Annotated in this window: 15 protein-coding genes; 12 read left to right on the top strand and 3 right to left on the bottom strand. The window is 35.7% G+C overall.

What is annotated here, in order from left to right:
- Positions 1-15: 15 nt before the first annotated feature.
- From ABFR62_01480 to ABFR62_01440, 9 genes are all read left to right on the top strand, one after another.
- Positions 16-1,623, top strand: a complete 1,608-nt coding sequence (locus ABFR62_01480) for an RICIN domain-containing protein (protein MEN8137082.1) — start codon at positions 16-18, stop codon at positions 1,621-1,623.
- A gap of 142 nt (positions 1,624-1,765) precedes the next feature.
- Positions 1,766-3,448 (top strand): exo-alpha-sialidase, encoded by a 1,683-nt coding sequence (locus ABFR62_01475; protein ID MEN8137081.1) that lies wholly within the window; start codon positions 1,766-1,768, stop codon positions 3,446-3,448.
- Positions 3,449-3,559: 111 nt separating this feature from the next.
- Positions 3,560-4,618, top strand: a complete 1,059-nt coding sequence (locus tag ABFR62_01470; GenBank protein MEN8137080.1) for a GntR family transcriptional regulator — start codon at positions 3,560-3,562, stop codon at positions 4,616-4,618.
- A gap of 75 nt (positions 4,619-4,693) precedes the next feature.
- Positions 4,694-6,178 carry an FGGY family carbohydrate kinase gene (locus ABFR62_01465; GenBank protein MEN8137079.1) on the top strand — a complete coding sequence of 495 codons (1,485 nt, stop codon included), beginning with the start codon at positions 4,694-4,696 and terminating at the stop codon, positions 6,176-6,178.
- A gap of 51 nt (positions 6,179-6,229) precedes the next feature.
- Positions 6,230-7,561 carry a xylose isomerase gene (gene xylA, locus ABFR62_01460; GenBank protein ID MEN8137078.1) on the top strand — a complete coding sequence of 444 codons (1,332 nt, stop codon included), beginning with the start codon at positions 6,230-6,232 and terminating at the stop codon, positions 7,559-7,561.
- A 231-nt stretch (positions 7,562-7,792) separates the two neighbouring features.
- Positions 7,793-9,211, top strand: a complete 1,419-nt coding sequence (gene xylE / locus ABFR62_01455; GenBank protein ID MEN8137077.1) for a D-xylose transporter XylE — start codon at positions 7,793-7,795, stop codon at positions 9,209-9,211.
- Between the two features lie 225 nt (positions 9,212-9,436).
- Positions 9,437-11,104: a glycoside hydrolase family 43 protein gene (locus ABFR62_01450; GenBank protein ID MEN8137076.1), complete on the top strand. Its 1,668-nt coding sequence runs from the start codon at positions 9,437-9,439 to the stop codon at positions 11,102-11,104.
- A gap of 319 nt (positions 11,105-11,423) precedes the next feature.
- Positions 11,424-14,537, top strand: coding sequence for a DUF2961 domain-containing protein (locus ABFR62_01445; protein MEN8137075.1), 3,114 nt, complete (start codon positions 11,424-11,426; stop codon positions 14,535-14,537).
- Between the two features lie 52 nt (positions 14,538-14,589).
- Positions 14,590-15,870: a glycoside hydrolase family 172 protein gene (locus tag ABFR62_01440; GenBank protein MEN8137074.1), complete on the top strand. Its 1,281-nt coding sequence runs from the start codon at positions 14,590-14,592 to the stop codon at positions 15,868-15,870.
- Between the two features lie 267 nt (positions 15,871-16,137).
- On the opposite strand, the gene xylE (ABFR62_01435) is transcribed toward ABFR62_01440, so the two are convergent.
- Positions 16,138-17,589: a D-xylose transporter XylE gene (gene xylE / locus ABFR62_01435; GenBank protein ID MEN8137073.1), complete on the bottom strand. Its 1,452-nt coding sequence runs from the start codon at positions 17,587-17,589 to the stop codon at positions 16,138-16,140.
- A 6-nt stretch (positions 17,590-17,595) separates the two neighbouring features.
- A complete protein-coding gene (locus ABFR62_01430) occupies positions 17,596-17,901 on the bottom strand; it encodes a T9SS type A sorting domain-containing protein (protein ID MEN8137072.1) in 306 nt (101 codons plus the stop codon).
- A 65-nt stretch (positions 17,902-17,966) separates the two neighbouring features.
- Between ABFR62_01430 and ABFR62_01425 the strand changes: the two genes are divergently transcribed.
- Complete coding sequence (locus tag ABFR62_01425; protein ID MEN8137071.1) at positions 17,967-18,485, top strand: hypothetical protein; 519 nt, start codon at positions 17,967-17,969, stop codon at positions 18,483-18,485.
- A gap of 105 nt (positions 18,486-18,590) precedes the next feature.
- Here the strand turns inward: ABFR62_01425 and ABFR62_01420 are convergent, their stop codons facing one another.
- On the bottom strand, positions 18,591-19,457 hold the full coding sequence (locus ABFR62_01420; protein ID MEN8137070.1) for an AraC family transcriptional regulator: 867 nt from the start codon (positions 19,455-19,457) through the stop codon (positions 18,591-18,593).
- A gap of 372 nt (positions 19,458-19,829) precedes the next feature.
- On the opposite strand from ABFR62_01420, the gene ABFR62_01415 reads away from it, so the two are divergent.
- Positions 19,830-21,104 carry a uroporphyrinogen decarboxylase family protein gene (locus ABFR62_01415; GenBank protein MEN8137069.1) on the top strand — a complete coding sequence of 425 codons (1,275 nt, stop codon included), beginning with the start codon at positions 19,830-19,832 and terminating at the stop codon, positions 21,102-21,104.
- A gap of 83 nt (positions 21,105-21,187) precedes the next feature.
- Positions 21,188-23,101 carry a right-handed parallel beta-helix repeat-containing protein gene (locus tag ABFR62_01410; GenBank protein ID MEN8137068.1) on the top strand — a complete coding sequence of 638 codons (1,914 nt, stop codon included), beginning with the start codon at positions 21,188-21,190 and terminating at the stop codon, positions 23,099-23,101.
- Positions 23,102-23,612 lie beyond the last annotated feature (511 nt).

Here is a 23,612-nt window from a genome sequence, read left to right as displayed (position 1 = left end):
GAAAAAATCTTAATTATGATACTAAAAAATATTAAATCAGCACTATTCGCTGCATCAGTACTGATGTTAGCTTCATGTGCAAAAGACCCGGTGGCTGATTATGTGGAGCCTCCAAAACTGGAGCAAGGCCCTGATATTCAATGGGCAGGGACTTTCGCTGGACCTCAAGGTATACGTCCTCGTTTTTCTCAGGCGTCAGATACAACTTTGTTATATGCAGTAACTAAAAATGACTTAGGTATTCATGTTGCAAAATCAACCCAATATGGTTCAAAGTGGGATTTTGAAATGGATGTTTTAGCCATTAGTTCAATTACAACAAACCCAAAAGAACCTCATATGTTGGCACAAAATGAAGGTCAGTCGTTAATTGTTTATAATAAAAATGATAAGTCATTCGGATTGTTGAAAGGAACTATGTACGGGGAAGAATGGGAAATTAAAAGTGATATTGTTGTAGCTGTTGATGAGCTACCAATTTCATCTCCATTTTTATTAAATACTGATAATGGTATTTACTGTTATTATTCGCAAAAAGCCGGAACTGATATTCCGCTTACCCATCTTATGCTAATAAAATCTATCGATGATGGAGAATCTTGGTCTGAACCTGTAAAAGTGATGAACGAGGAAGTGTTAGAGGCTGATGGTTTTATAAACTCACCATCGTTTGTGATGGATAGAAATAACGAATTTGTTGCTGTTTTTGAAGGTAAAGATTTAGTATTTGGTACGGCTAGATCTGTTCTTTGCAGTAAAAGTATAGATGGAATAACATGGTCTAAACCAACTACAGCGTACTCATATCCCGGAGTTAATCCTGACGTTTACGGTGCAGGAGATTCTTTTGTTACTAAAACTAAAGACGGAAGACTTATTGCAACGTTCCAGGCCGGAGATGGTGGTGGAGATTTCGGATATGTAATAAGTAATAATAACGGAAAATCATGGAGTACTGCAACTAACCTGTTCAAAGGTAAGGTTGCAAATGGAACTACAGCTTACGTAACCGATAATGCATATTTATTTGTTGCTATATCCGGAACTAGTATTGATCTTGCTCCAATGGATCCTAATGCAATTATAAAATCACCATTTTATCTATTCGTAAAAGGAAACGATGATTACTGTGTTGATGCTAATTTCCCTTGGCCAACAGGTTCAGGAAACCCTGTTCATTTCTGGGGACATGATAATATGCAGGGAGCAGTACAAAAAACATGGTCTTTATATAATAATAAAGACGGATACTTTTGGTTTCAATCTGTTTCAGGTATAAACGGAAATGGAGGTACCGGTACTGCTGTAGAGTCTATTAATGAAGGAGAAGTTGTAAAGCAGCAACAAATTGATCTGAGCAAAGGCGAACAACTATGGACAGTAGTGGAAGTTGAAGATGGATACTATAGAATAGTTTGTAGAGCCAATGGCTTAGTTCTTACTGCTGTTGGAAAAGATGGTGGTGAACCTTTTGCAAATGCAGATGGAGATAATCCTAATACAGAACTGAGACCAATGCCCTATGTTGGCAGTGATGCACAGTTATGGCAGGCTAGATCATTAAACCCTGACTATAAACCATTTGAGCATTTTTTAAAGGAAAATGAAGATAATGATTGGTAAAATTGAGTTTTAATTAACTTGTCATATTGAGTGTAGCTTTAGCGGAATAGAATGTCTTTTTATTAAAAAGATTTAGCACTGCTAATAACGAATTATTCTCTTCGCTAAAGCTTCAGTTTGGATGACGAAAATAAAGACAAAAATGAAAATAAAAAATATATTAAGTATAGCCTTGCTAAGTACTATAGCAATACTTGGTTCATGTAATAAGGAGTACGAATTCACTCCACCCTCAAAACCTACACCGGTAGTACCACAGCCTGATGCAGTAAATAATATAATGTGGAGTGGAGATTTTCATCATGGTGGTGGTGGATATCCACGTTTTGCAGAAGATACTATTACAAGTAATCCTCGTATGATACTTGGTATGGATACAGGTGAAGGAGTAAAGCTTTTTGAAAGTCATGATAACGGAATAACATTCGGAAGCGAAGTAATTGCTGCACCAAACAGTGGAGTAAAGAACGAAGGAAAAGGAAACGTATTTCCTTTGGTTTTACCTAACAAAGATATAGTAGTAGCATACCGTCATTTAAATGATATCGATAAATATGACCAGGAACCGGATGGAGTTAAATGGTGGAATATTGATTTAGTTGTTAGTAAAGACGGAGGATTGAGTTACGAATTTTTAAGTAGTGCACTTAATGATCCAAGAAATCCATATAATGGAGATGAAGGTTTAGAGTCAGATCAAAGTGAAGGAGCTTGGGAGCCTTTCTTGTATTATAATGATGAACTTGAAGAACTTTGGTGTCTTTATTCTCGTCAGAACGATGGACGTGATTTGCATCCGCTTTTGTTAACAATGAAACGCTCAACAGATTATGGAGCTACATGGGGTGAAGAAGAAGTAGTAACAGGTATCGAACAATTTGGTGCTTTGGGTTCTGCCGGAATGAATGGTGTAGTTCGTACAAATTCAGGACAACTTATCGTAGTGTTCGAAACTCAAAGTAAAAAATACAATAATGCTTTCTCTATAGGAATGGTTACTTCTGATGATAATGGAGCAACTTGGAGTGAAATTAAAACTGTTTACGATTACCCAACAGGAAGCTCAACTTATGGAGCCGGTGCACCGTATATTGCGGTATTACCTGATGGCAAACTTATAGTGACATTCCAATTTGGAACCTTTGAAAGCACACAATTTGGTTATGTGATGAGCGACGATAATGGATCTACCTGGACATCAGCTTACCGTATGTGGGGTGGCGAAGCAAAACTGTGGAATACTGTTTTTGTAAGCTCAAAAGGACTAATTTACCTAGCAACTTCAGGAGTTAATTACAAAATAGGTAATCAACCCGAAAACGATGCTACGTTGGGATATCCATTCTATCTATTTCCTAAAAGTACTAATGATTACGTTGTTGATATAGACCTGCCATGGGATGTTGAAGTAGGAAAAAACGTTAATATACATACCTGGTCTTTTGCTCCCGGAGCAACTACAAAAATGTGGAAACTTATAGATAATGGAGATGGCTACTTTTTACTTAAGTCTGTTCATGCCGAGAAATATGGTTACGATAAAGTTGTAGATCTTTCGGGAGATGACAGAAATGTTCATCTTTGGGATAATTTGGGTACAGATAATCAGCTTTGGACTGTAGAATCTATCAGCGATGATTATTATAAAATCACCAATAAGAAATTCCCTAACAAGGTTCTTACAATTGAAAATAATGCCGTTGGTGATGGAAAATCATTGATAGCTATAGATGAAGAAGCCGGGTTGTTAGAAGGGCAGCAGTTTATAGCAATTCCAATTCAAGGTTATGATGACCCTTTTGCCGAATGGTTGGCTAACCAATAATACACGCGCAAATATTATAGTTTGTATTTATAGAAAAAACCGATTCTGAACACAAAATAGAACTAAGAATCGGTTTCTTTTCAATATAATAATTAAAGATTACTTTTTTTTATGACATTTATTACTTCAAATACATATATTAGCAGAACAGAACACGACAATGAAGAAATAAGTATGGCAATGCAAATTATATCTATTAATCCAAAAAGTGATAAACCAAAGTTTCTTCAAATTGTTGATTCTATATCTCAGGCTATTTCTAATGGTCAACTGAATGTAGGTGACGGTTTGCCTTCGGTTAATCAGATTATTAAGGATTTTAAATTATCGCGCGATACTGTTTTTAAGGCATATTCCGAATTGAAGGAAAGAGGAATTGTAGATTCAGTTCCAAATAAAGGATATTTTGTGTCGACAGGCGTAAAAAAAGTATTCCTTCTACTCGATACAATAAAAGCGTATAAAGAGGTTCTTTATGCTGATTTTAAAAAAGGCTTACCCGAAAATTATGCGCATACTGTACAGTTTCACCATTACGATATAGATGCATTTAAACGCTTTGTACAGGACTCAATTGGTAAATTCTCGAAGTATATTATAATGCCATTTGACAATCCTGAAGTGAAAGATGTTTTGTCGAAAATTCCGAAGGACAAACTGCTAATACTGGACTGGAAAACAAATAATTCGAATTGTAAGAATTATTTGTATCAGGATTTTGGAGAAGCACTTTATAATAGCTTAGACAGTGGTATAAATTTGATCAAAAAATATGATGAATTTGTGTTTTTGTATCCCGAATACACTAATCATCCTTACGAATCTGTCGAATATTTTAAGAAATTTTGTAAAGACAATCAGATAAAACATTCTGTAGAATACAATAGCGAAGATTTAAATATAAAAGCCGGAAAGGTTTATATAAGTGTTTCGGACAGGATTTTAGGTAAATCGCTCGAACAGATTAAAGAAAGAAAATTAACATTAGGTAAAGATGTAGGTTTTATATCCTACAACGAAACGCCGATGAAACAATTTATTTATAACGGGATTACAGTGGTATCAACCGATTTTGGCCTTTTGGGACAAAAAGCTGCGGAGTTTGTAAGAATCAAAGATGAAATGAACTATTGTGTGCCAACGAAATTAACAATTAGAAAATCGCTATAACAAAGTACAAACTGTCTTTTGTATAAAGACAGTTTTTCATTAAATTACACACAGAACAGAACGAAACAATACAATATGTATTCATTAGGTATAGACATAGGAAGCTCATCAATAAAGGCATCATTGCTTAACTTATCAGACAATGCAGTAATTGCATCGGATTTTTATCCAAAACAGGAAATGGAAATTGTCGCTCACAAAGCAGGCTGGGCAGAACAACATCCTGATACCTGGTGGAACAACATAAAAATACTTCTAAAAGAGCTATTTGCTTCTTCAAAAGTAGATACAAAAGAAATAAAATTCATTGGTATATCATATCAAATGCACGGATTGGTTGCAGTTGATAAAGAAGGTAATGTACTGCGTCCAAGTATTATTTGGTGCGATAGTCGTGCCGTTGAAATAGGTAAGAAAGCATCTATAGATTTAGGTCAGGAAAGAATAGAGTCACTGTTAAATTCTCCCGGAAATTTTACAGCATCAAAACTTAAGTGGGTTCAGGAAAATGAGCCGGAGCTTTATGCTAAAATTTATAAAATAATGCTTCCGGGCGATTATATAGCTTATAAGTTAACGGGTGAGTTTGTTACAACAAAATCAGGACTTTCGGAAGGTATTTTCTGGGATTTCAAAAAGGAAGAAGTTTCGGAAGATCTTCTTTCATACTATCAAATTGATAAAAATCTGATTCCGGAAATAGTAGATACTTTTTCAAATCAGGGAAAAATAAGTGTAGAAATAGCAAAAGAATTACAATTAGGCGAAGATGTAATGGTTAGTTATCGTGCAGGTGACCAGCCAAACAATGCATTGAGTTTAAATGTGTTTAAAAGTGGAGAGGTAGCTGCAACTGCAGGAACCTCCGGAGTTGTTTATGGTATTTCGGACGAGTTGAAATTCGATAAGAAATCGAGAGTAAACACCTTTGCACATGTTAATCACCTGTCTGACGGACAGGATCAACGTCGTTTAGGAGTTTTATTAAACATAAATGGAACAGGAATTATGAATGCCTGGATTCGTAAAAACACTGCTGCAAATCTTAGCTATGAAGAAATGAATGAAGTGGCATCAAAAGTGGCATCAGGAAGTGATGGATTAATGGTTTTTCCATATGGAAATGGGGCTGAACGAATTTTCGAAAATAGCGAGCCCGGAGCAAGTGTTCATAATCTGAATTTCAATATTCATACACAGGGGCATTTAATCAGAGCAACGCAGGAATCTATCGCATTCAGTTTTAAATACGGAATGGAGATTATGGAAAAAGTGGGCATCAATACATCTGTTATCAGAGCTGGCTTAAGCAACATGTTCCTCTCTCCTATTTTCGCCGAAACATTATCTAATATATCAGGAGCAAAAATAGAATTGTACGATACCGACGGATCGCAGGGAGCAGCAAGAGCAGCCGGATTTGGAGGAGGGTATTTCGAAAGTCTAGATAATGCATTTGGAGAAATGGAGAAATTGAAAACCATCGAACCAAAAAAAGATGAAAGATTAGAAGAAGCATATAATAATTGGAAAAATAAATTAGAAACAATCATTGGTTAATAACCGTAAGAACGCACTGACGTGCGTATCAACAATATAAAAAGTAATAAAATGGAAACTAAAGTAACAATTGGAGAAAAAGAATATTTCGAAGGAGTAGAAAAAATTAAATTCGAAGGTAAAGATTCAAAGAATCCTATGGCATTTAAATGGTACGACGAAAACAGAGTTGTAGCAGGAAAATCGATGAAGGAATATTTACGCTATGCTGTAGCATATTGGCATACAATGACCGGTACAGGTGGAGATCCATTTGGTCCGGGAACTAAAGAATTTCCTTGGGAGGAAGCAGCAGATAAAACTCAGCGAAACAAAGATCGTATGGATGCTGCATTCGAGTTTTTTACAAAATTAGGAGTTCCATATTGGGCATTTCACGATACTGATATTGCAGGTGACGGAAGTGTTGCCGAAATAGAAGAAAATTTAAAAGAAATAGTAGCCTACGCAAAGAAAAAGCAAGACGAATCGGGAGTGCAATTACTTTGGGGTACTGCAAACGTATTTTCTAATCCACGTTATATGAACGGAGCATCGACAAATCCTGATTTTGGAGCTGTTGCAAATGCCGGTACTCAGGTAAAGAATGCTATCGATGCAACTATCGCTTTAGGTGGATCGAACTACGTGTTCTGGGGAGGTAGAGAAGGTTATATGTCTTTGTTAAACTCTAATACAAAACGAGAAAAAGAGCACATGGCTCAGTTCCTTACAATGGCGCGTGACTATGGTCGTGCAAATGGTTTTAAAGGAGATTTCCTTATAGAGCCAAAGCCAATGGAGCCTACAAAGCACCAGTATGATTTTGATACCGAAACAGTAGTTGGGTTCCTTAAAGAGTACGGTTTAGACAAAGATTTTAAAATGAATATCGAGGTAAACCACGCTACATTGGCTGGTCATACTTTCGAGCACGAGTTACAAATGGCATACGATATGGGTGTGTTTGGAAGTATCGATGCCAACCGTGGTGATTATCAAAACGGATGGGATACAGATCAATTCCCAATCAATATTCGCGAGACTGTAGAAGCTATGCTTGTAATTTTAGAAGGTGGTGGATTTAAAAACGGAGGAATAAACTTCGATGCTAAAACTCGTAGAAATTCAACCGACCTTGATGATATATTTATAGCTCACATTGCAGCAATGGATGTATTTGCACGTTCGTTAGTTATTGCTGATGATATTCTTACAAATTCTGATTATAAAAAATTAAGATCAGATCGTTATGCATCTTTCGATAGTGGAAAAGGTTCTGATTTCGAAAAAGGATTATTGAAGCTCGAAGACTTAAGAGATTACGCTCTTGAAAATGGTGAGCCAAAGCAAATTAGCGGTAAGCAAGAGTTGTTTGAGCAATTGATAAATCTTTATATTTAAAAATTATACCATTTACTATTTAAAATTACTAGATAAGAAAATAGAATATTTTTGCTTTAGGTAAAAAAGAAAAATGAGGCATAGCAGAGCTACGGCGAGTTTTTATTTTGAAATATAAAGGAAAAAGATTCATTTTATTACAGTAGTTTTAAGTTGTAGATGGTATTAGTTACTGACTGCTGGTTACGTGTGTAATCAGCAACCAGTAACCAGTAACCAATAACCAGTGCTATGAGTCAATACAATAAAACATTTATTACCAAAATAACAATGATTGCTACCCTTGGTGGTCTGTTGTTTGGGTACGATACAGCTGTTATTTCTGGTACAGTAGGTGCCTTAAAAGATTTTTTTATTCTACCAAAGGGACTAGAAGAGTTTGATGCCAATTCGTTGTTGGGATTTGTAGTTTCGAGTGCATTAATAGGTAGTATAATCGGAGGATTATCGGGAGGTTTGATAGCCCGAAAATTGGGAAGAAAAAAAGGTATGCTTATTGCTGCCACATTATTCCTTATTTCCGCTATAGGTTCTTCTATTCCTGAAATGGGATTTGCACCTATTGGCGATGGTAGCCATATTCACATCACACAATTTATAATTTACCGAATTATTGGAGGAATAGGTGTTGGTTTAGCATCAATGCTTGCCCCTATGTACATTGCCGAAATGGCTCCTGCCTCAAAACGTGGAGGACTGGTTTCGTGGAATCAGTTTGCAATTATCTTCGGTATGCTTATAGTTTATTTTGTAAACTATTCAATCGCCACACAAGGAGACGATGCATGGCTAAATACAATTGGTTGGCGTTGGATGTTTGCTTCCGAAGCTATTCCGGCTATTACTTTCTTATTCTTATTAAATTTCGTTCCCGAAAGTCCGCGTTGGTTGATTTTGAACAACAAGGAGGAAGAAGGATTACATATTTTAGAAACTATAAATGGTAAAGAAGAAGCTAAATTGGTTTACGACGATATTGTTGGATCTATGGAGCACCACGCATCTGCCAGTGTTTTCTCTTTTGGTTATTTCATTATTGTAGTAGGTATGCTATTGTCGGTATTCCAACAATTTGTTGGTATAAACGTGGTTCTTTATTATGCACCCGAAATTTTCAAAAGTATGGGAATGGGTACCGATGCAGCTTTGTTCCAAACAATTATTGTTGGAGCTATTAACCTTACATTTACAATTGTAGCTATAAAAACAGTTGATAAATACGGTCGAAAACCACTTCAAATTGTTGGAGCAGTAGGAATGGCAGTAAGTATGTTTGCACTGGGAATGGCATTTTTCTTAGATAATGTTGGAACAGTAGCATTGATATTTATGCTTACCTATGTTGCTTCATTTGCACTTTCGTGGGGACCTGTTACATGGGTATTGCTTTCCGAAATATTTCCAAACAAAATACGTGGTGCAGCCTTGGCGATTGCTGTTGCAACACAATGGATAGCTAACTATTTGGTGTCGTGGACTTTCCCAATGATGAATGATTCCAGTTATTTAACCGAAAATTTCAATCACGGATTTGCATATTGGGTTTATGGCGCAATGGGAGTTTTAGCAGCTATATTTGTTTATAAGTTTGTTCCGGAAACAAAAGGCAAAACTCTTGAGGAGATAGAAGCCGTTTGGGAAAAAAAATAAAATTAAAAACGTTACCCTGAGCGGAGCTTGCAAAGGCTCCGCTACCCATGACAAAGTCGTCATGTTGAGCGGAATGGAGCTTGCGGAATGTAGTCGAAACATCTATTACGAAATAGACCCATTCGACTCCGCAAGCTCCGCTCAGGGTGACGTTAACATTGTCATTACCTCATTGAAGTTTTTCTTTAAAACTTAAGCCTCAGAATAACGTAAAATATAATAATTATGAAAACAAAAATATTATTACTCGCCATATTGGTCTCTTTTACTGCCTGTGCCCAGCAAAAAAAGATGATACAAAATCCTATTCTTACAGGATTTAATCCCGACCCATCAATTTTACGTGTCGATGATAATTATTACGTAGCAACATCTACATTTATGTGGTTTCCGGGCGTGCAGATTCATCATTCAAAAGATTTACGAAATTGGAAGTTATTAACCCACCCCCTAACCCGCCGTTCGCAACTTAATATGGATGGTGCAAGAACATCGGAAGGCGTTTGGGCACCGTGTTTAACACACGATGGCGATAAATTTCATTTAATTTATACAAATGTAAAATCTTGGGAAGGTGCAGGTAAATTTGGAACAAACAACGATACTCACAATTACCTGGTTACTGCCGATAATATTGAAGGTCCATGGAGTGAGCCAATTTACATGAATTCATCAGGTTTCGACCCTTCTTTATTTCACGATGACGATGGGAAAAAATATTTCATGAATATGCTTTGGGATTATCGCGAAGGCAAAGAACGTTTTTCAGGTGTAATGCTTCAGGAATACGACCAAAATAAAAAAATGTTGGTTGGAGAAGCTAAAAATGTATGGAAAGGTTCGGGGGATTTTGGTACAGAAGCACCGCACATCTATAAACACGGTGATTACTATTATTTAATGGTTGCCGAAGGTGGTACAGAATGGTGGCACAAAGTAATTTTAGCTCGTTCAAAAAATATTTGGGGACCTTACGAAACAGATCCTCAGGGACCGTGTATCACTTCCGACAAACGTCCGGAAAATTACTTGCAAAAAGCAGGTCATGGTTCGTTGGTAATTACACAGAAAGGAGAACCTTATGTTGCCCATTTGGTTGGCCGTCCAATTACTGTTGATGAAGATCCAAAGCGCAGATGTACATTGGGTAGAGAAACTGCTATTCAGAAAATGGTATGGACAAAAGATGGTTGGTTACGTATGGCTGATGGTTCAAATTCTCCTAAGCAATTTGTAGAACTTCCAAAAGGTTTAAAGACTCATAAGTTCAAAAAAGAAAACCCTAAAGAAGATTTCAGTGATGATAAATTGAGTGTTCACATGAACTCTCCACGCCTGCCAATTACCGAAGAATGGGCTTCGTTAAAAGAGAACAAAGGAAAACTTACTATCAGAGGTAGAGAGTCACTTATATCCAATCACGATTTAAGTTTAATTGCAAGAAGAGTTAAGCATTTTAAATCTCAATCTACTACAGCTGTTGATTTCGAACCAAAAAATTTCCAGGAGTTAGCCGGTTTAGTTGCGTATTACGATGAGTATTGTCACTATGCATTAACAATTACCTATGACGAAGAAAAAGGGAAAATTCTTAGAATTTCACAAAACGACAAAGGTAAATACAACGAATATCTTGAAGATATAGTTGCTATTCCAAGTAACAAAACTGTCCATTTAAGAGTTAATTTAGATTATAGAAAACTTCAATACTCTTATTCTTTAGATGGAAAAAATTGGAATAACATCGGACCTGTTTTAGATGCTACAATTTTATCCGATGACTATAATGGGTTGCACTTTACAGGAGCTTTCACAGGTATGTTTGTTGGAGATTACAGATATCAGCGCATAAAAGCAGAATTTGATTATTTTGAATATAAAGAGTTAAAATAAATTTCATTATGAAACCGACATTTATAATCTTTCTTCACACAGGGGGATGATAACAGGAGGTTCTATCTGATAGATTTATTAAAATTATTAACAGGTGAAAACCATCTGACCGAAACATAAAATTATTAGCAGATAAAACCGATATGTATAATCTTTCTTCACACAGGGGGATGATAATAGGAGGTTCCATCTGACCAAAACATAAAATTATTAACAGATGAAACGAGCATGACAAAATTTTAACAATTTTGACCCACAGGGGAATGTTAAAATTTTGTTTTGCGAACACCACTGACCTAAACATACAAATAATTAACAGATGAAAAATATAATTTCATTACTCGTTGTTTTATTTATTTCTATAGGAATAAATGGTCAAAATATTGGACTTGAACAACTGACAGACATAGATAAATTACCTGTTTTAAATACAGCTGTAATAACTATGCAAAATTCCAGTCACGACCCCGAAGGAGGTAATAAAGATGGCTTTAAAGCCGAAAACGGAGAACCTGCACAAAATAATTTTTACGGGCATTATAATGGAGAAAACATTATGCTTCGTGTAAAAGGAAAAGGTATTGTGAAGCGTATATGGCTTACAGGTTTTGATGGAACATCAGGTGTATGTTGTGATTGGACTCAAAGAATAAAAATTTATTTCGATGGAGAAGAGCTTCCTCGTATTGATGAAAGAGTAGTTGACTTTTTTGATAAAAGTAACAGGTCTGCTGATTATTATCCTAACCTTATAGCAGGTTACTGGGAATCGAGCATGGGATCGATATCATACATCCCTTTTCCTTTCGAAAACGAGATAATTATCACAACCAATGCCGATGATTATGCTCCTGATGCTACCAACTATTTCAACAATGTACAGTACGAAATGTATCCTGCAGATGCCGATATTACAAGTTGGAACGGATATGACGGTTTAACTGAGGAAAATAATATTCTGGCAAATAAAGGATCAGACCCTCGTTCGGATCAAACGTATGAAACACAAAACAATATTATTGATTTAGCTATTGGAGAAAGCAAAACAGCTATTGCAATAAATGAAAGCAATAAAAATATTACCGGTTTATTTGTTGAAATTCCTGATTTGGATTTTTCAGGAGCAATTACTGATGCAGGTAGAGCACATACCGATTTCAGTCAGTTTGAGATGGATGTCGACCCAAATGCGGCAAAAATTATTCTTAGAAGACGATTCGATTATGGTAGTGGCAACCATCAGATTGCAGATATCTACATCGATGGTGTTAAAGCCGGAACAATGAAATCGGAAGGTTATGATAGTATCGACCGTTGGCGTGATATTGATTTTGAAATTCCAAGATCTTTAGTTGGAACAAAAACCAAAATCACCATTGAAGTAAAATATGTATCAGCTGAATTTGACTGGAATGAATTCCGATATTGGACAATATGCGATGGAGAACAAACCGACGAGTTGGATGTAAATAATGCAACAAGCGAAACAGCTCACAACTACACAACTTCAGGTGGATGGTCGGGAGAAAGGACATATACTTATGGATATGGATTTTTGATTACCGACGATGGAAGAGCACACACAGATAATAGTCAATTTACATTAACAGTAACACCTAATGCTGCTGAATACAAATTAGTAAGAAGGCTAAACTTCGGAATAGGAAATCAAAAAGCAGAAGTTTTTGTTGATGGTGTTTCGGCAGGTGTCTGGTTTGATGAAGGAAGAGCCGAAGTTGGTGATTCGTGGAAAGATTCTGAGTTCTATATTTCTTCCGATTTAGTTGGTGCTAAATCACAGTTAACTATAAAAATAGATTACATAAGTGCCGATGTAGATTGGAACGAATTCCGTTACTGGATGTACAGCGATGGAGAGCTTAGCGATGAGTTGGATGTGGCTAATACAGCAAGTGAAACAGCACATAGTTATAGTGCTACGGGTGGTTGGTCGGGTACTGTTTCCTTTGAATATCCGGGACAAACACCTCCACCGGTCGAAGACGGAACTGTTGAAATACTGGAAAAAGTAAATATTCAGATATTCTACAACGGAGAATCTACTCCGGCTATTGATGCACCGCTTGGTTTATTCTTCGGAACAGGGACTTTCGAGAAAGTTGCTTTTCAATCGCTACCGGTAGGTATAATTGAAGGAGAAAGAACCATGTACTGCTACCTGCCAATGCCATTTGAAAACTCGTATGAGGTAAAACTTGTAAATAATTACGGTAAAGCATTGAATGGTGTAAATGTAAGTGTGAACTACGCCGATTTTAACGAAGATTTTGCAAACTGCGGATATTTAAAAACACAATACAACAATGCAAATCCTCCTGTTGCGGGAAAAGACCATATGATTTTAGACGAAAATGGTTCGGGAAAATATGTTGGTGTAGTATTTGAAGTTAGAGATGCTCCAAATGCATTTTGGCTTGAGGGTGATGAGAGATTTTATATCGATGGAAGTCGCACGCCACAGTTACAAGGTACAGGTCTTGAAGATTATTTCAATGGAGCATGGTATTTTGGTCACGGACCTTTCAATCTTGCCCAGCACGGATTTAATGCTTTTAAGGATTATGACAGAAGCTTATATCGCTTCCATATAACCGATCCTATCCACTTTACTAACGGGGCTAAATTCGGAATGGAACACGGACCACATAACGACCAGTTTGCCGATTATCATACTTTGGCATATTATTATCATAATGCTACAGCCAAAAATGAATTGACTGACGAAATAAATATTGGAGATGCTACTTCAGAAAGCAATCACAATTATACAGTAACCGGCGAAAAACAAGAACAATTAAACAAAAGCTATTATTTTGAAGGAGATGATGATGATGTGGCAGTAGTTGAATCGGGGAACTACATAAAGGGAAGTACTCAATTTACAGTTGCGGTAACTCCCGGTAAAGCTGTAAAAATAAAACGTATGTTCGATTACGGAATGCAGGATCAACAGGCTGATGTTTATGTTGATAATGTAAAAGTTGGAACATGGTACTCGGTTTACATGAACGAATTTAAACGTTGGAGAGAAGAATTCTTCTACATCCCTGCATCATTCACCGAAGGAAAAGCAGAAATTACATTGAAGTTTGTAGCGTCAGACAGTGAATTCAACTGGTCAGAATTTCGCTATTGGATTTATTCAGTAGAAAAAGGTACAATGTTAGACAATGATCATGTTAAATTAACTTCAAAGATTTCGGTATATCCAAATCCGGCAAACGATTACATTTCGGTTAAAGGTTTAGAAGGTAAAGTAAATAACATTCAAATATTCGATCTTGGAGGAAGAGAGGTGTTTATATCTAATTCGTCTGAGTACATTAATATCTCGGGATTAAACAATGGAGTTTACTTAATAAAAGTGAATACTGAAACTGGATATTTTACGAAGAAAATAATTAAAGAATAGATAACTGTCGCCGGTAGGCGACAATATAATTCGCGCATTCGCGGCTAAAAAAATGAACCTAAAAAAACTAATCATAGGAGCACTTGCCATAGTTGCAATATCGGCATGTAAACAGGAAAGTAACGAGGTTAAAGGAGAGCTATTCTCATATCCCGACGGAACACAATCGCGCTGGGTAAGTTTCGAAAACCAATATGGCGAAAAGGGTAAGGGCGGACTCGAAAACAAGGGAGGAAAAGGACATGCTTTCGACAGGATAGAAGCAGGAGAATCGAAGGTGATGTTCGATGTAAAAGGTCCCGGAACTATTCACCGTATGTGGTTTACAATTATGGATCGCAGCCCCGAAATGTTGCGCGGAATGAGAATCGACATGTATTGGGATGGGGCGGAGAAACCTGCTGTATCGGCACCATTTGGTGATTTCTTTGGAATAGATTTGGGTAAACAGGTTGCACACGAGGAAGTATTTTTCTCAGACCCGGAGGCACGTTCGTTCAACGCATCAATACCAATGCCTTTTAATAAATCGGCAAAGATTGTTGTAACAAACGAAACAAAGAAAGAGCAGAGAATGATATTTTATGATATCGATTATACAATTTCGCCAAAACCTTTTGATAAAATACTTTACTTCCACACGCACTGGAACAGAGTTCACAGAACAGAAATAGGGAAAGATTTTGAGATTTTACCAAAAGTAGAAGGTACAGGTCGTTTTATAGGAAGTCACATTGGCGTTATTACAAATCCCGATTACGAAGACTCGTGGTGGGGCGAAGGTGAAGTTAAAATGTATTTGGATGGCGATGGAGAAACCCCAACAATGGTAGGTTCGGGAACCGAAGATTACATAGGCACTGCTTGGGGTCAAGGAAGATACAATCACCGTTATCAAGGTTGTTTAATAGGCGAACCGGAAGAAGGAAGATGGTCGTTTTACCGCTACCACATCAAAGATCCTATTTATTTCTATAGCGATTTTAAAGCTACTATTCAGGCTTTAGGCGGTTTTCCTCCCGATAGAGTTCAGTCGTTTATTGATAAAGGTGCTGAATTAAAAATTGTATCTGTTCAAAAAGATCTGGAAGCGGCAAACAAGTTTGCTAGTATGTTGGATAACCCCGAATTAAAACTAGCGGATATAACAGATAAAGACCTTAGAGCAGGATGGGCAAACTTCTATAGAAGAGACGATTATTCGGCTACTGCATACTTCTATTTAGACAAGCCTGAAAGTAATTTACCTGTATTGGCGGAAGTTGAGAAAAGAACAGAGAATTTGGAAGGAAATAAGAAAATTGAGCAGACTGATCAGGAGATAGGACTTTAAAAAAGGTTAGAAGATTAAAAGGTTATGGGGTTAAAAGGTTACATGTTATAACTTCTTAACCCCATTAACAGTATTTACCTTCAATGCAAAACATTTAACTTTTTTTCTTTCATTTTATCTCGCAACTGCGTAAGCAATCATGAAGTACTATAAAAATAGATATTATCATAATAAAGGCGCAACGACGCTAAGAAAATTTATAAAATCTTTGCGGCTTAGCGCCTTTGCGAGAGATTTATGTGCGAATTTATTTTAATTACGAAGTAATCATGAACTCCTTAAAAAATAAAAATTGGTGAATAAATACTTTTGCCCTGTTTTCCAGGCAGCCTCAATCTCTTCGAGACTTTTTCCTTTTGTTTCCATAACCAACTTCCAAACAAATACCGCCGAGACTATTGATATTATTCCGTAAACCCAGTACGCAAAACCGTGGTTATATCTGTCAGTTAAATAACTCGAATCGTTCATTACAGGGAAAGACCACGAAACAATATAGTTTGTAATCCATGTTGTAGCAACAACAAGCGACATTGCTTTTCCTCTGATTTTATTTGGGAATAATTCGGTTAATAACACCCATGTTACCGGTCCCGATGATAGGGCAAATGATGTAATAAACATCAGCATAAAAATCAATGCCAATATTCCTACGTTATCAAAATAGAAAGTTAAGCCTAAGGAAATCATGCTTAACCCCATCGATACTGAACCCCATATCATTAAAGGTTTTCTTCCATATTTGTCGACTGTTTTAATTGCAACTATAGTAAATATCACATTGATAACCCCTACAATAATTGTTTGCATTAAGGCCGAATCGGTACCATATCCCATACTCTTGAATATTTCGGGAGCGTAATACAATACTGCATTAATTCCCGAGAACTGTTGAAATGCAGCTAGCATAACTCCAATAACAAGGATTAATGAACCGTACGAAAACATTGATAAAGAAGTGTGATGCCCCGAAGAAGCTTTTATCTCTTCCAATATTATCTTTGCCTTCTCTTCTCCATTTATCTTAGTCAAGATATCTGTTCCTTCTTCTTCTCTGTTGTTAAGTATAAGCCATCTTGGACTTTCGGGAACCAACAATAACAATACTAAAAATACTATTGCAGGAACTGCCTCGGAAGCAAACATATAACGCCAGCCAATTGCATTTATCCAGGAATCATCTCCTTGTGAAGCTATAGAATAGTTAACAAAATACACAACTAATATACCCGATACTATTGCAAACTGATTAAAGCTAACTAAAGCTCCTCGCTTATCGGAAGGTGCAATTTCGGCAATATACATAGGCGATAACATCGATGCTAAACCAATTCCTACCCCACCGATTATTCTATAAAACACAAATTGATACAAATGAATATAACTTCCTTCTCCAATCGGAGCAAAGCCTAATTCCGGCATCGAAGAACCTAATGCTGATATCAAGAACAAAGTCGCGGCAATAATCAATCCTTTTTTTCGTCCGAACTTTTTCGAAATAATTCCACCGCTGAAAGCTCCAATAATACTTCCTATCAAAGCACTGGAAACTACAAAGCCAAGTAGCGAATTAGCTTCAAGCTCTCCTATTCCCTGAGGTATAATAAAGAAATCTTTCAAAGCAGATACAGTACCCGAAATAACAGCAGTATCATATCCGAATAATAAACCTCCCAAGGTTGCTATTATTGTTGTTTTTAATAAATATTTGTTTCCCATAGCTTATTAGTCTCCCTTTATAATTACCATTTTCGATGCTTTAGAGAATACAGAAATTAACCTGACAGCATATACTCCTTTAGGTAAGCCTGTTTCTATCTCTACATCTTTACTCTGACTATTGATTGTTTTAGTTTTAAGTAATCGCCCATTGAGGTCGTAAACAAATACAGTAGCACCGTTTAGAGATTTCTCAGAACTAATAACAATATTTTTATATTTTGTATAAATATTAACTGCACTCTCTTTTTTGATCGAAGCAAATTGAATATTTTCATCGACAGAAAGTGGATTGTATTCTTTTCCTTCCATCGAATAAAAATCAATAGTATATTACAAATGTTGGAGGTGGTGCATATATAATTAAAGATGATTATATGATGTTATACTACAACGATTCTGAAAAAGAAACTCCTGAGCCACGTCGTCCTGTTGTTATTCGTTCAAAACTAAAAAAGGTGTTGAAAGAAGCTAAAAAAGGAAAAGTAAGCGAATGGTTTAAGTACAAAGATGGAAACTGGAAAACTCCGGGGTTATCAGGTATTCCGGGCGATCCAATATTCGAAGTAGAATTAGGAAGAGAAAATCTTCACGCAGATGCTGCCTATAGTACTGCTCTTGGAAAATATTTGCTGACTGTACAAACACACGAGTTCAATAAACTATTGCTTTATACATCAGAAGATGGTTTAGAGTGGACAAAAGAAGCAGTGATAGATGTGGCAACCGGACCAACCGAAATGCAGCCATATTCAAGTTTTGTAGATTTCGATGGGCCAACTAATGATTGTCATGTAGTGGATGGAGATTTTTATATCTATTTCCCAAGAAAGAAAATGGATAATCACGACCATGATTATATGTATAGAGTTAGAGTAGAAATAAAGGGTAAATAGTTGTAATTGGTATAATTGGAATAAAACCTAAATGGGGTTGTTTTCTGTAACTATTATGAAATCCAATAATCAACGATATACAATAGGGATATAGAGAAAAGTTCGTTATTCTACCCTGTACTTTTCTCTATATTCTTTCGGTAAAATATGGAACTTATTTTTAAACTGCTTATAAAAGTTTGGCATTGTGTTAAATCCACATTCGAAAGCAATATTTTCGATTGTAGAATCAGTTTCTATCAGTAGATTGCATGCTTTGCTTGTCCTTAATTCTGATACATATTGCGAAAAGGTTTTGGTAGTTCTAATTTTAAAGTATCTGCAAAACGAATTAGGTGTAAGACTTGCAAGATCTGCAACCTTTTTTAGTTCTATCTTATTTTGAAAATTATCAGTAATGTAGTCTATACATTTGTTTAAACGGTCAGAGTCGTTGTTATTATCGTTTTCTGCCAGATTTCTTTCTGATAAATATTTGATTTCTTTTATTTCAGAAAGTTTAGATAATAGCTTTGTTGTTTTGTGCAGTTTGTTTATTCCGGTACTTTGTGCTATTTCTATGAAAGAATCTTTTAGTTTTTTAGATTTTTCTTTATCAAATGAAATTCCTTTATCAGAATTGAGTAGCATATTCCTTATTGAAATGAATTCGGGTAGGGTATATAATGATTTGTTTACAAGTTCTTCATTAATAAACAGAACAATATATTCAGTTTCCAAATCATTGTCTAAATGATATGATTTATCACTTTTCCATACATGTGATACTCCGGAACCTACTATAACAAGGTCGTTTTCTTTAAAGTTTTGGATACTGTTGCCAACTATTCTCATGCCTTGGCCTTTTATTACATACATTATTTCTATTTCCGGATGATAATGTAAGGGCACATCGTAATATTTCTTTTTTAGGTGATATGTTAAAAAAGTTTCATCTTCCGATGATTCGAGATGCTGAAATAATATTTTCATTGGGTTAATATATCAGTTTTGACTTGTCTAATTATTCTTAAAAATGACTATTTAAAGTTAATTGTGGTAAAATAGTTAATATTTGTGAATATGCATGTAATAAAATATAAAGTTTGATTTTTTTTCTTTACAGTGTAAAGATCACAGAAGAATAGCACAGAATAGTTGAATGAAATAAGATTTATTGATAATGGAAATATTGGAAAAGATTGCCCATACTGTAGAGTATGGAAAAATAAATAAAAAATCTCCATATCCACTAACAATGAGAGGCCAGGATTGAGCAGATTTTTTTAGTCCCGATCCTCAAGGAGCTATTCAAAGAGCTAGTGAAATTGTAGGAGTTAATTAATTGGAAATAAACTAACCAAAATGAATTCAAAAGAACGAGTAATACAAAGTTTAAATCATAAACAATCGGATAAAGTAGCAGTTGATTTTGGATCGACTCCTGTATCCGGGATACATGTAAAAATTGTTGAACAATTGCGCAATCACTTTGGACTTGAAAAAAGACCTGTAAAGGTAGTGGAGCCCTATCAAATGCTTGGAGAGGTAGATAATGAACTGCGTGAGGCCATGGGTGTTGATGTTATAGGTTTAGATCCGCGCAATACAATATTTGGATTTGAAAATAAAAACTGGAAAGAGATCGAGACTTTTTGGGGGCAGAATCTTTTGGTTTCTGATGATTTCAAAACAATAAAGGATGATAATGGTGATTTATTAATTTACCCAAAGGGAGACACTAGTGCTCAGCCTAGTGGTAAAATGCCAAAATCGGGATACTTTTTTGATACAATTGTTCGTCAGCACCCAATAGATGAAGATAAATTAGATGTTGAAGATAATCTTGAAGAATTCGATTATTTGAGCGATGATGATTTGGCGTACTGGAAGAAAATGATCGATAAAAACAAAGACAGCGACAAAGCAATTATTGCAAATATGGGAGGTACCGCTCTTGGAGATATTGCACTGGTTCCCGCTCCGTTTTTAACCGATCCAAAGGGAATAAGAGATATTACCGAGTGGTATATGTCAACCGTAATGCGTACCGATTATTTACACGGAATCTTCGAAAAACAGACAGAAATAGCTATCAAAAACATGGAGAAATTCTATGGTGTTGTTGGAAATAATATTGATGCCCTGTTTATTTGCGGAACCGACTTCGGAACACAGGATTCATCGTTCTGTGCACCTGAACAATACGATGAATTATGGCACCCTTATTACAAAAGGATTAACGATTGGATTCACCAAAATACAACATGGAAATCTTTTAAACATTCATGTGGTGCAGTCGAGAATTTTATGCCTCATTTTATAGAGTCAGGATTTGATATAATCAATCCTGTGCAGATTAGTGCAGCAGGGATGGAACCAAATCACCTGAAGAAGGAATATGGAAAAGATCTTGTTTTTTGGGGAGGTGGTGTTGATACACAAAATGTATTGCCGTTTGGTACACCTAATGAAGTGGAACAACAAGTGGTAAAACAATGTGAAATACTAGGTAAAGATGGAGGTTTTGTATTCAACTCAATACATAATGTTCAGGCAAATGTGCCTTTTGAGAATGTATTAGCAATGTTAAAAGGAATAGAAGTCTTCAACGGAGTGGGTGTTGGAGCATTAAAATGATTTAAGGGGGCTGTTTTGTAGCTTTTCCATTTAGGTTTTAGAACTATGAATTTGCCCCTTTCTTTATTAAAAAGAAATATAAAATGAGAATTTTAAAACTAAGCCTTGTACTATTTATTTGTACACTTTCTGCAAATTTATTAGCAAAAGAATACCATGTCTCCAAAAATGGAGATGATAAAAATCCCGGAACTGAAGCTCAGCCGTTTAAAACAATTTCAAAAGCAGCAGAAATTTTGGTAGCCGGAGATACTGTCACTGTTCATAAAGGAGTTTACAGAGAAAGTGTATCTCCTGTAAATGAGGGTAAAAGTGATATTCAAAGAATCCTATATCGAGCCGCCGACGGAGAAAATGTTGTAATAAAAGGATCTGAAATTGTAAGCAACTGGAAATTAGTGGAAGGTAATGTATGGAAAGCGGTTGTCCCAAACGCAGTTTTTGGAAACTATAACCCGTTTTCTGACTATATAGCAGGAGATTGGTTTATAAAAAAGGAAATGAAACACCATACAGGTGAAGTGTATATAAACGGACGCTCTCTTTATGAACAAGATTCTTTGTATAAAGTAGTAACTCCAAAAGAGTATCCTGATTCTAGAAACAAAAAGGAGTCACTTTATACGTGGTATAGTGAAGTTGATGGGGATAATACAACTATATGGGCAAACTTTCAGGGAGAAAACCCAAACAAAAACACAATTGAAATTAATGTAAGGCCTACTTGTTTTTACCCTGAAAAACCTGGAGTTGACTTCATAACAGTAAGAGGTTTTGTAATGGATATGGCAGCAACTCAGTGGGCAGCTCCTACAGCAGAACAAGTTGGATTAATAGGTACTCATTGGAGCAAAGGATGGATTATTGAAAACAATACTGTTTCTAATTCAAAATGCGTTGGTATTACACTAGGTAAAGACAGATCTACCGGACATAATGTTGCTAGTGCTAACCGCAGAAAAGACGGTGCTACACATTATAATGAAGTAATATTTAGAGCTCTGGAAATAGGATGGAATAAAGATAATATTGGTTCTCATATAGTACGTAACAACGATATATCTAATTGTGAGCAAGCCGGTATTGTTGGAAGTCTTGGAGCAGTATTTAGTGAAATATCAAATAATCATATTCATGATATATGGAAAAAACGAGCATTCTTTGGATTTGAAATAGCTGGGATAAAGATTCATGGAGCAATTGATATGCTAATAGCAGATAATCATATTCATAATGCCGGTCATGGTGTATGGATAGACTGGATGGCGCAGGGTACACGTATTAGCCGTAATTTGTTTTATGACAATACAATGGATGACCTGTTTTCTGAAGTTAATCACGGACCATATTTGGTAGATAATAATGTAATGCTTTCTGATATTGCTATAAACGAATGGTCAGAAGGAGCTGCATTTGTTCACAATCTTATAGCCGGACAAACTCATATAAATAAAGTTGGCGGACGTTTTACACCATATAATTTGCCTCATTCTACAAAAGTTGCCGGACTTAGAGATTCTCAACTTGGTGACAACCGATATTACAATAATATTTTTATCAATACAGAAAAACGTGAGGAAAAGTTGGAAAACAGTAAGGGGTGGTTTTATGGATTAAATGGGTATGATATAGCAAAATTTGAAAATGCTGCAGAAGGTAATATTCATTATAACGGATCTAAAACATATAAAAGTGAAAGCAATTTCATTGAACTGCCAGACCAAAAGCCTGAAATAAATTTATTGGAAGAGAAAGATGGAATGTATTTGGAGATAAAGCTAGATAAGCTCCCGAAAAATTATAAAACATCACTTGTTACTACTGAAACTTTGGGAGCAACAATTACTTCTGAAGCACTATATGAAGATCCGGATGGAAGCCCTATCGTTATAAATAATGATATCCAAAAAAATCAAATAAAAAAGAATAGCCCAATTCCCGGTCCCTTCGCAAAACTTAGAAAAGGAAAAAATAAATTTAAATTAACAAACAGATAATATATTTCTAAACATCTTATTGTGAAGTAAGTATTGTTTCTTGAATAAATAGGAAGGGCTGCAATTTATGATAATGAATTGCAGCTTTTTTAATTTTCCAATTTCGCAACTTATTTGTTGTTTACTACTTTTCTGAAAAAAGCTATAGTGATAAATAATACTTCTACAATAACTGTGAATCTACAGCCCGATTCTAAAGTATTAGACGACGTTGTAGTAATTGGTTATATACACTTAAAGCAGAGAAGAGTATCGAGGTAAATATTTCTTCTTATGCTAAAGGCTTATACTTTGTAAAGTTCAATAAAGGAACTGATAATGTTATAAAACAACTTGTTGTTAAGTAACTCTCTTGTCATATCTACGGCTAATTTTTTTCAACATGGAATAGTACAAGTATTAGAGATATTGACAGCGTATATATATATATGATTTGTTCCCGGAAATGTTAATGGTAACGGTGTTTTGATTATTGAATACTATCGAGATATTATTTGATATAGATGGAAAG

The sequence above is a fragment of the Bacteroidota bacterium genome (genome assembly GCA_039714315.1).
Lineage (GTDB): Bacteria > Bacteroidota > Bacteroidia > Flavobacteriales > JADGDT01 > JADGDT01.
The sequence above is the reverse complement of the archived record's forward strand: the minus strand, read 5'-3'. Positions and strand labels throughout refer to the sequence as shown.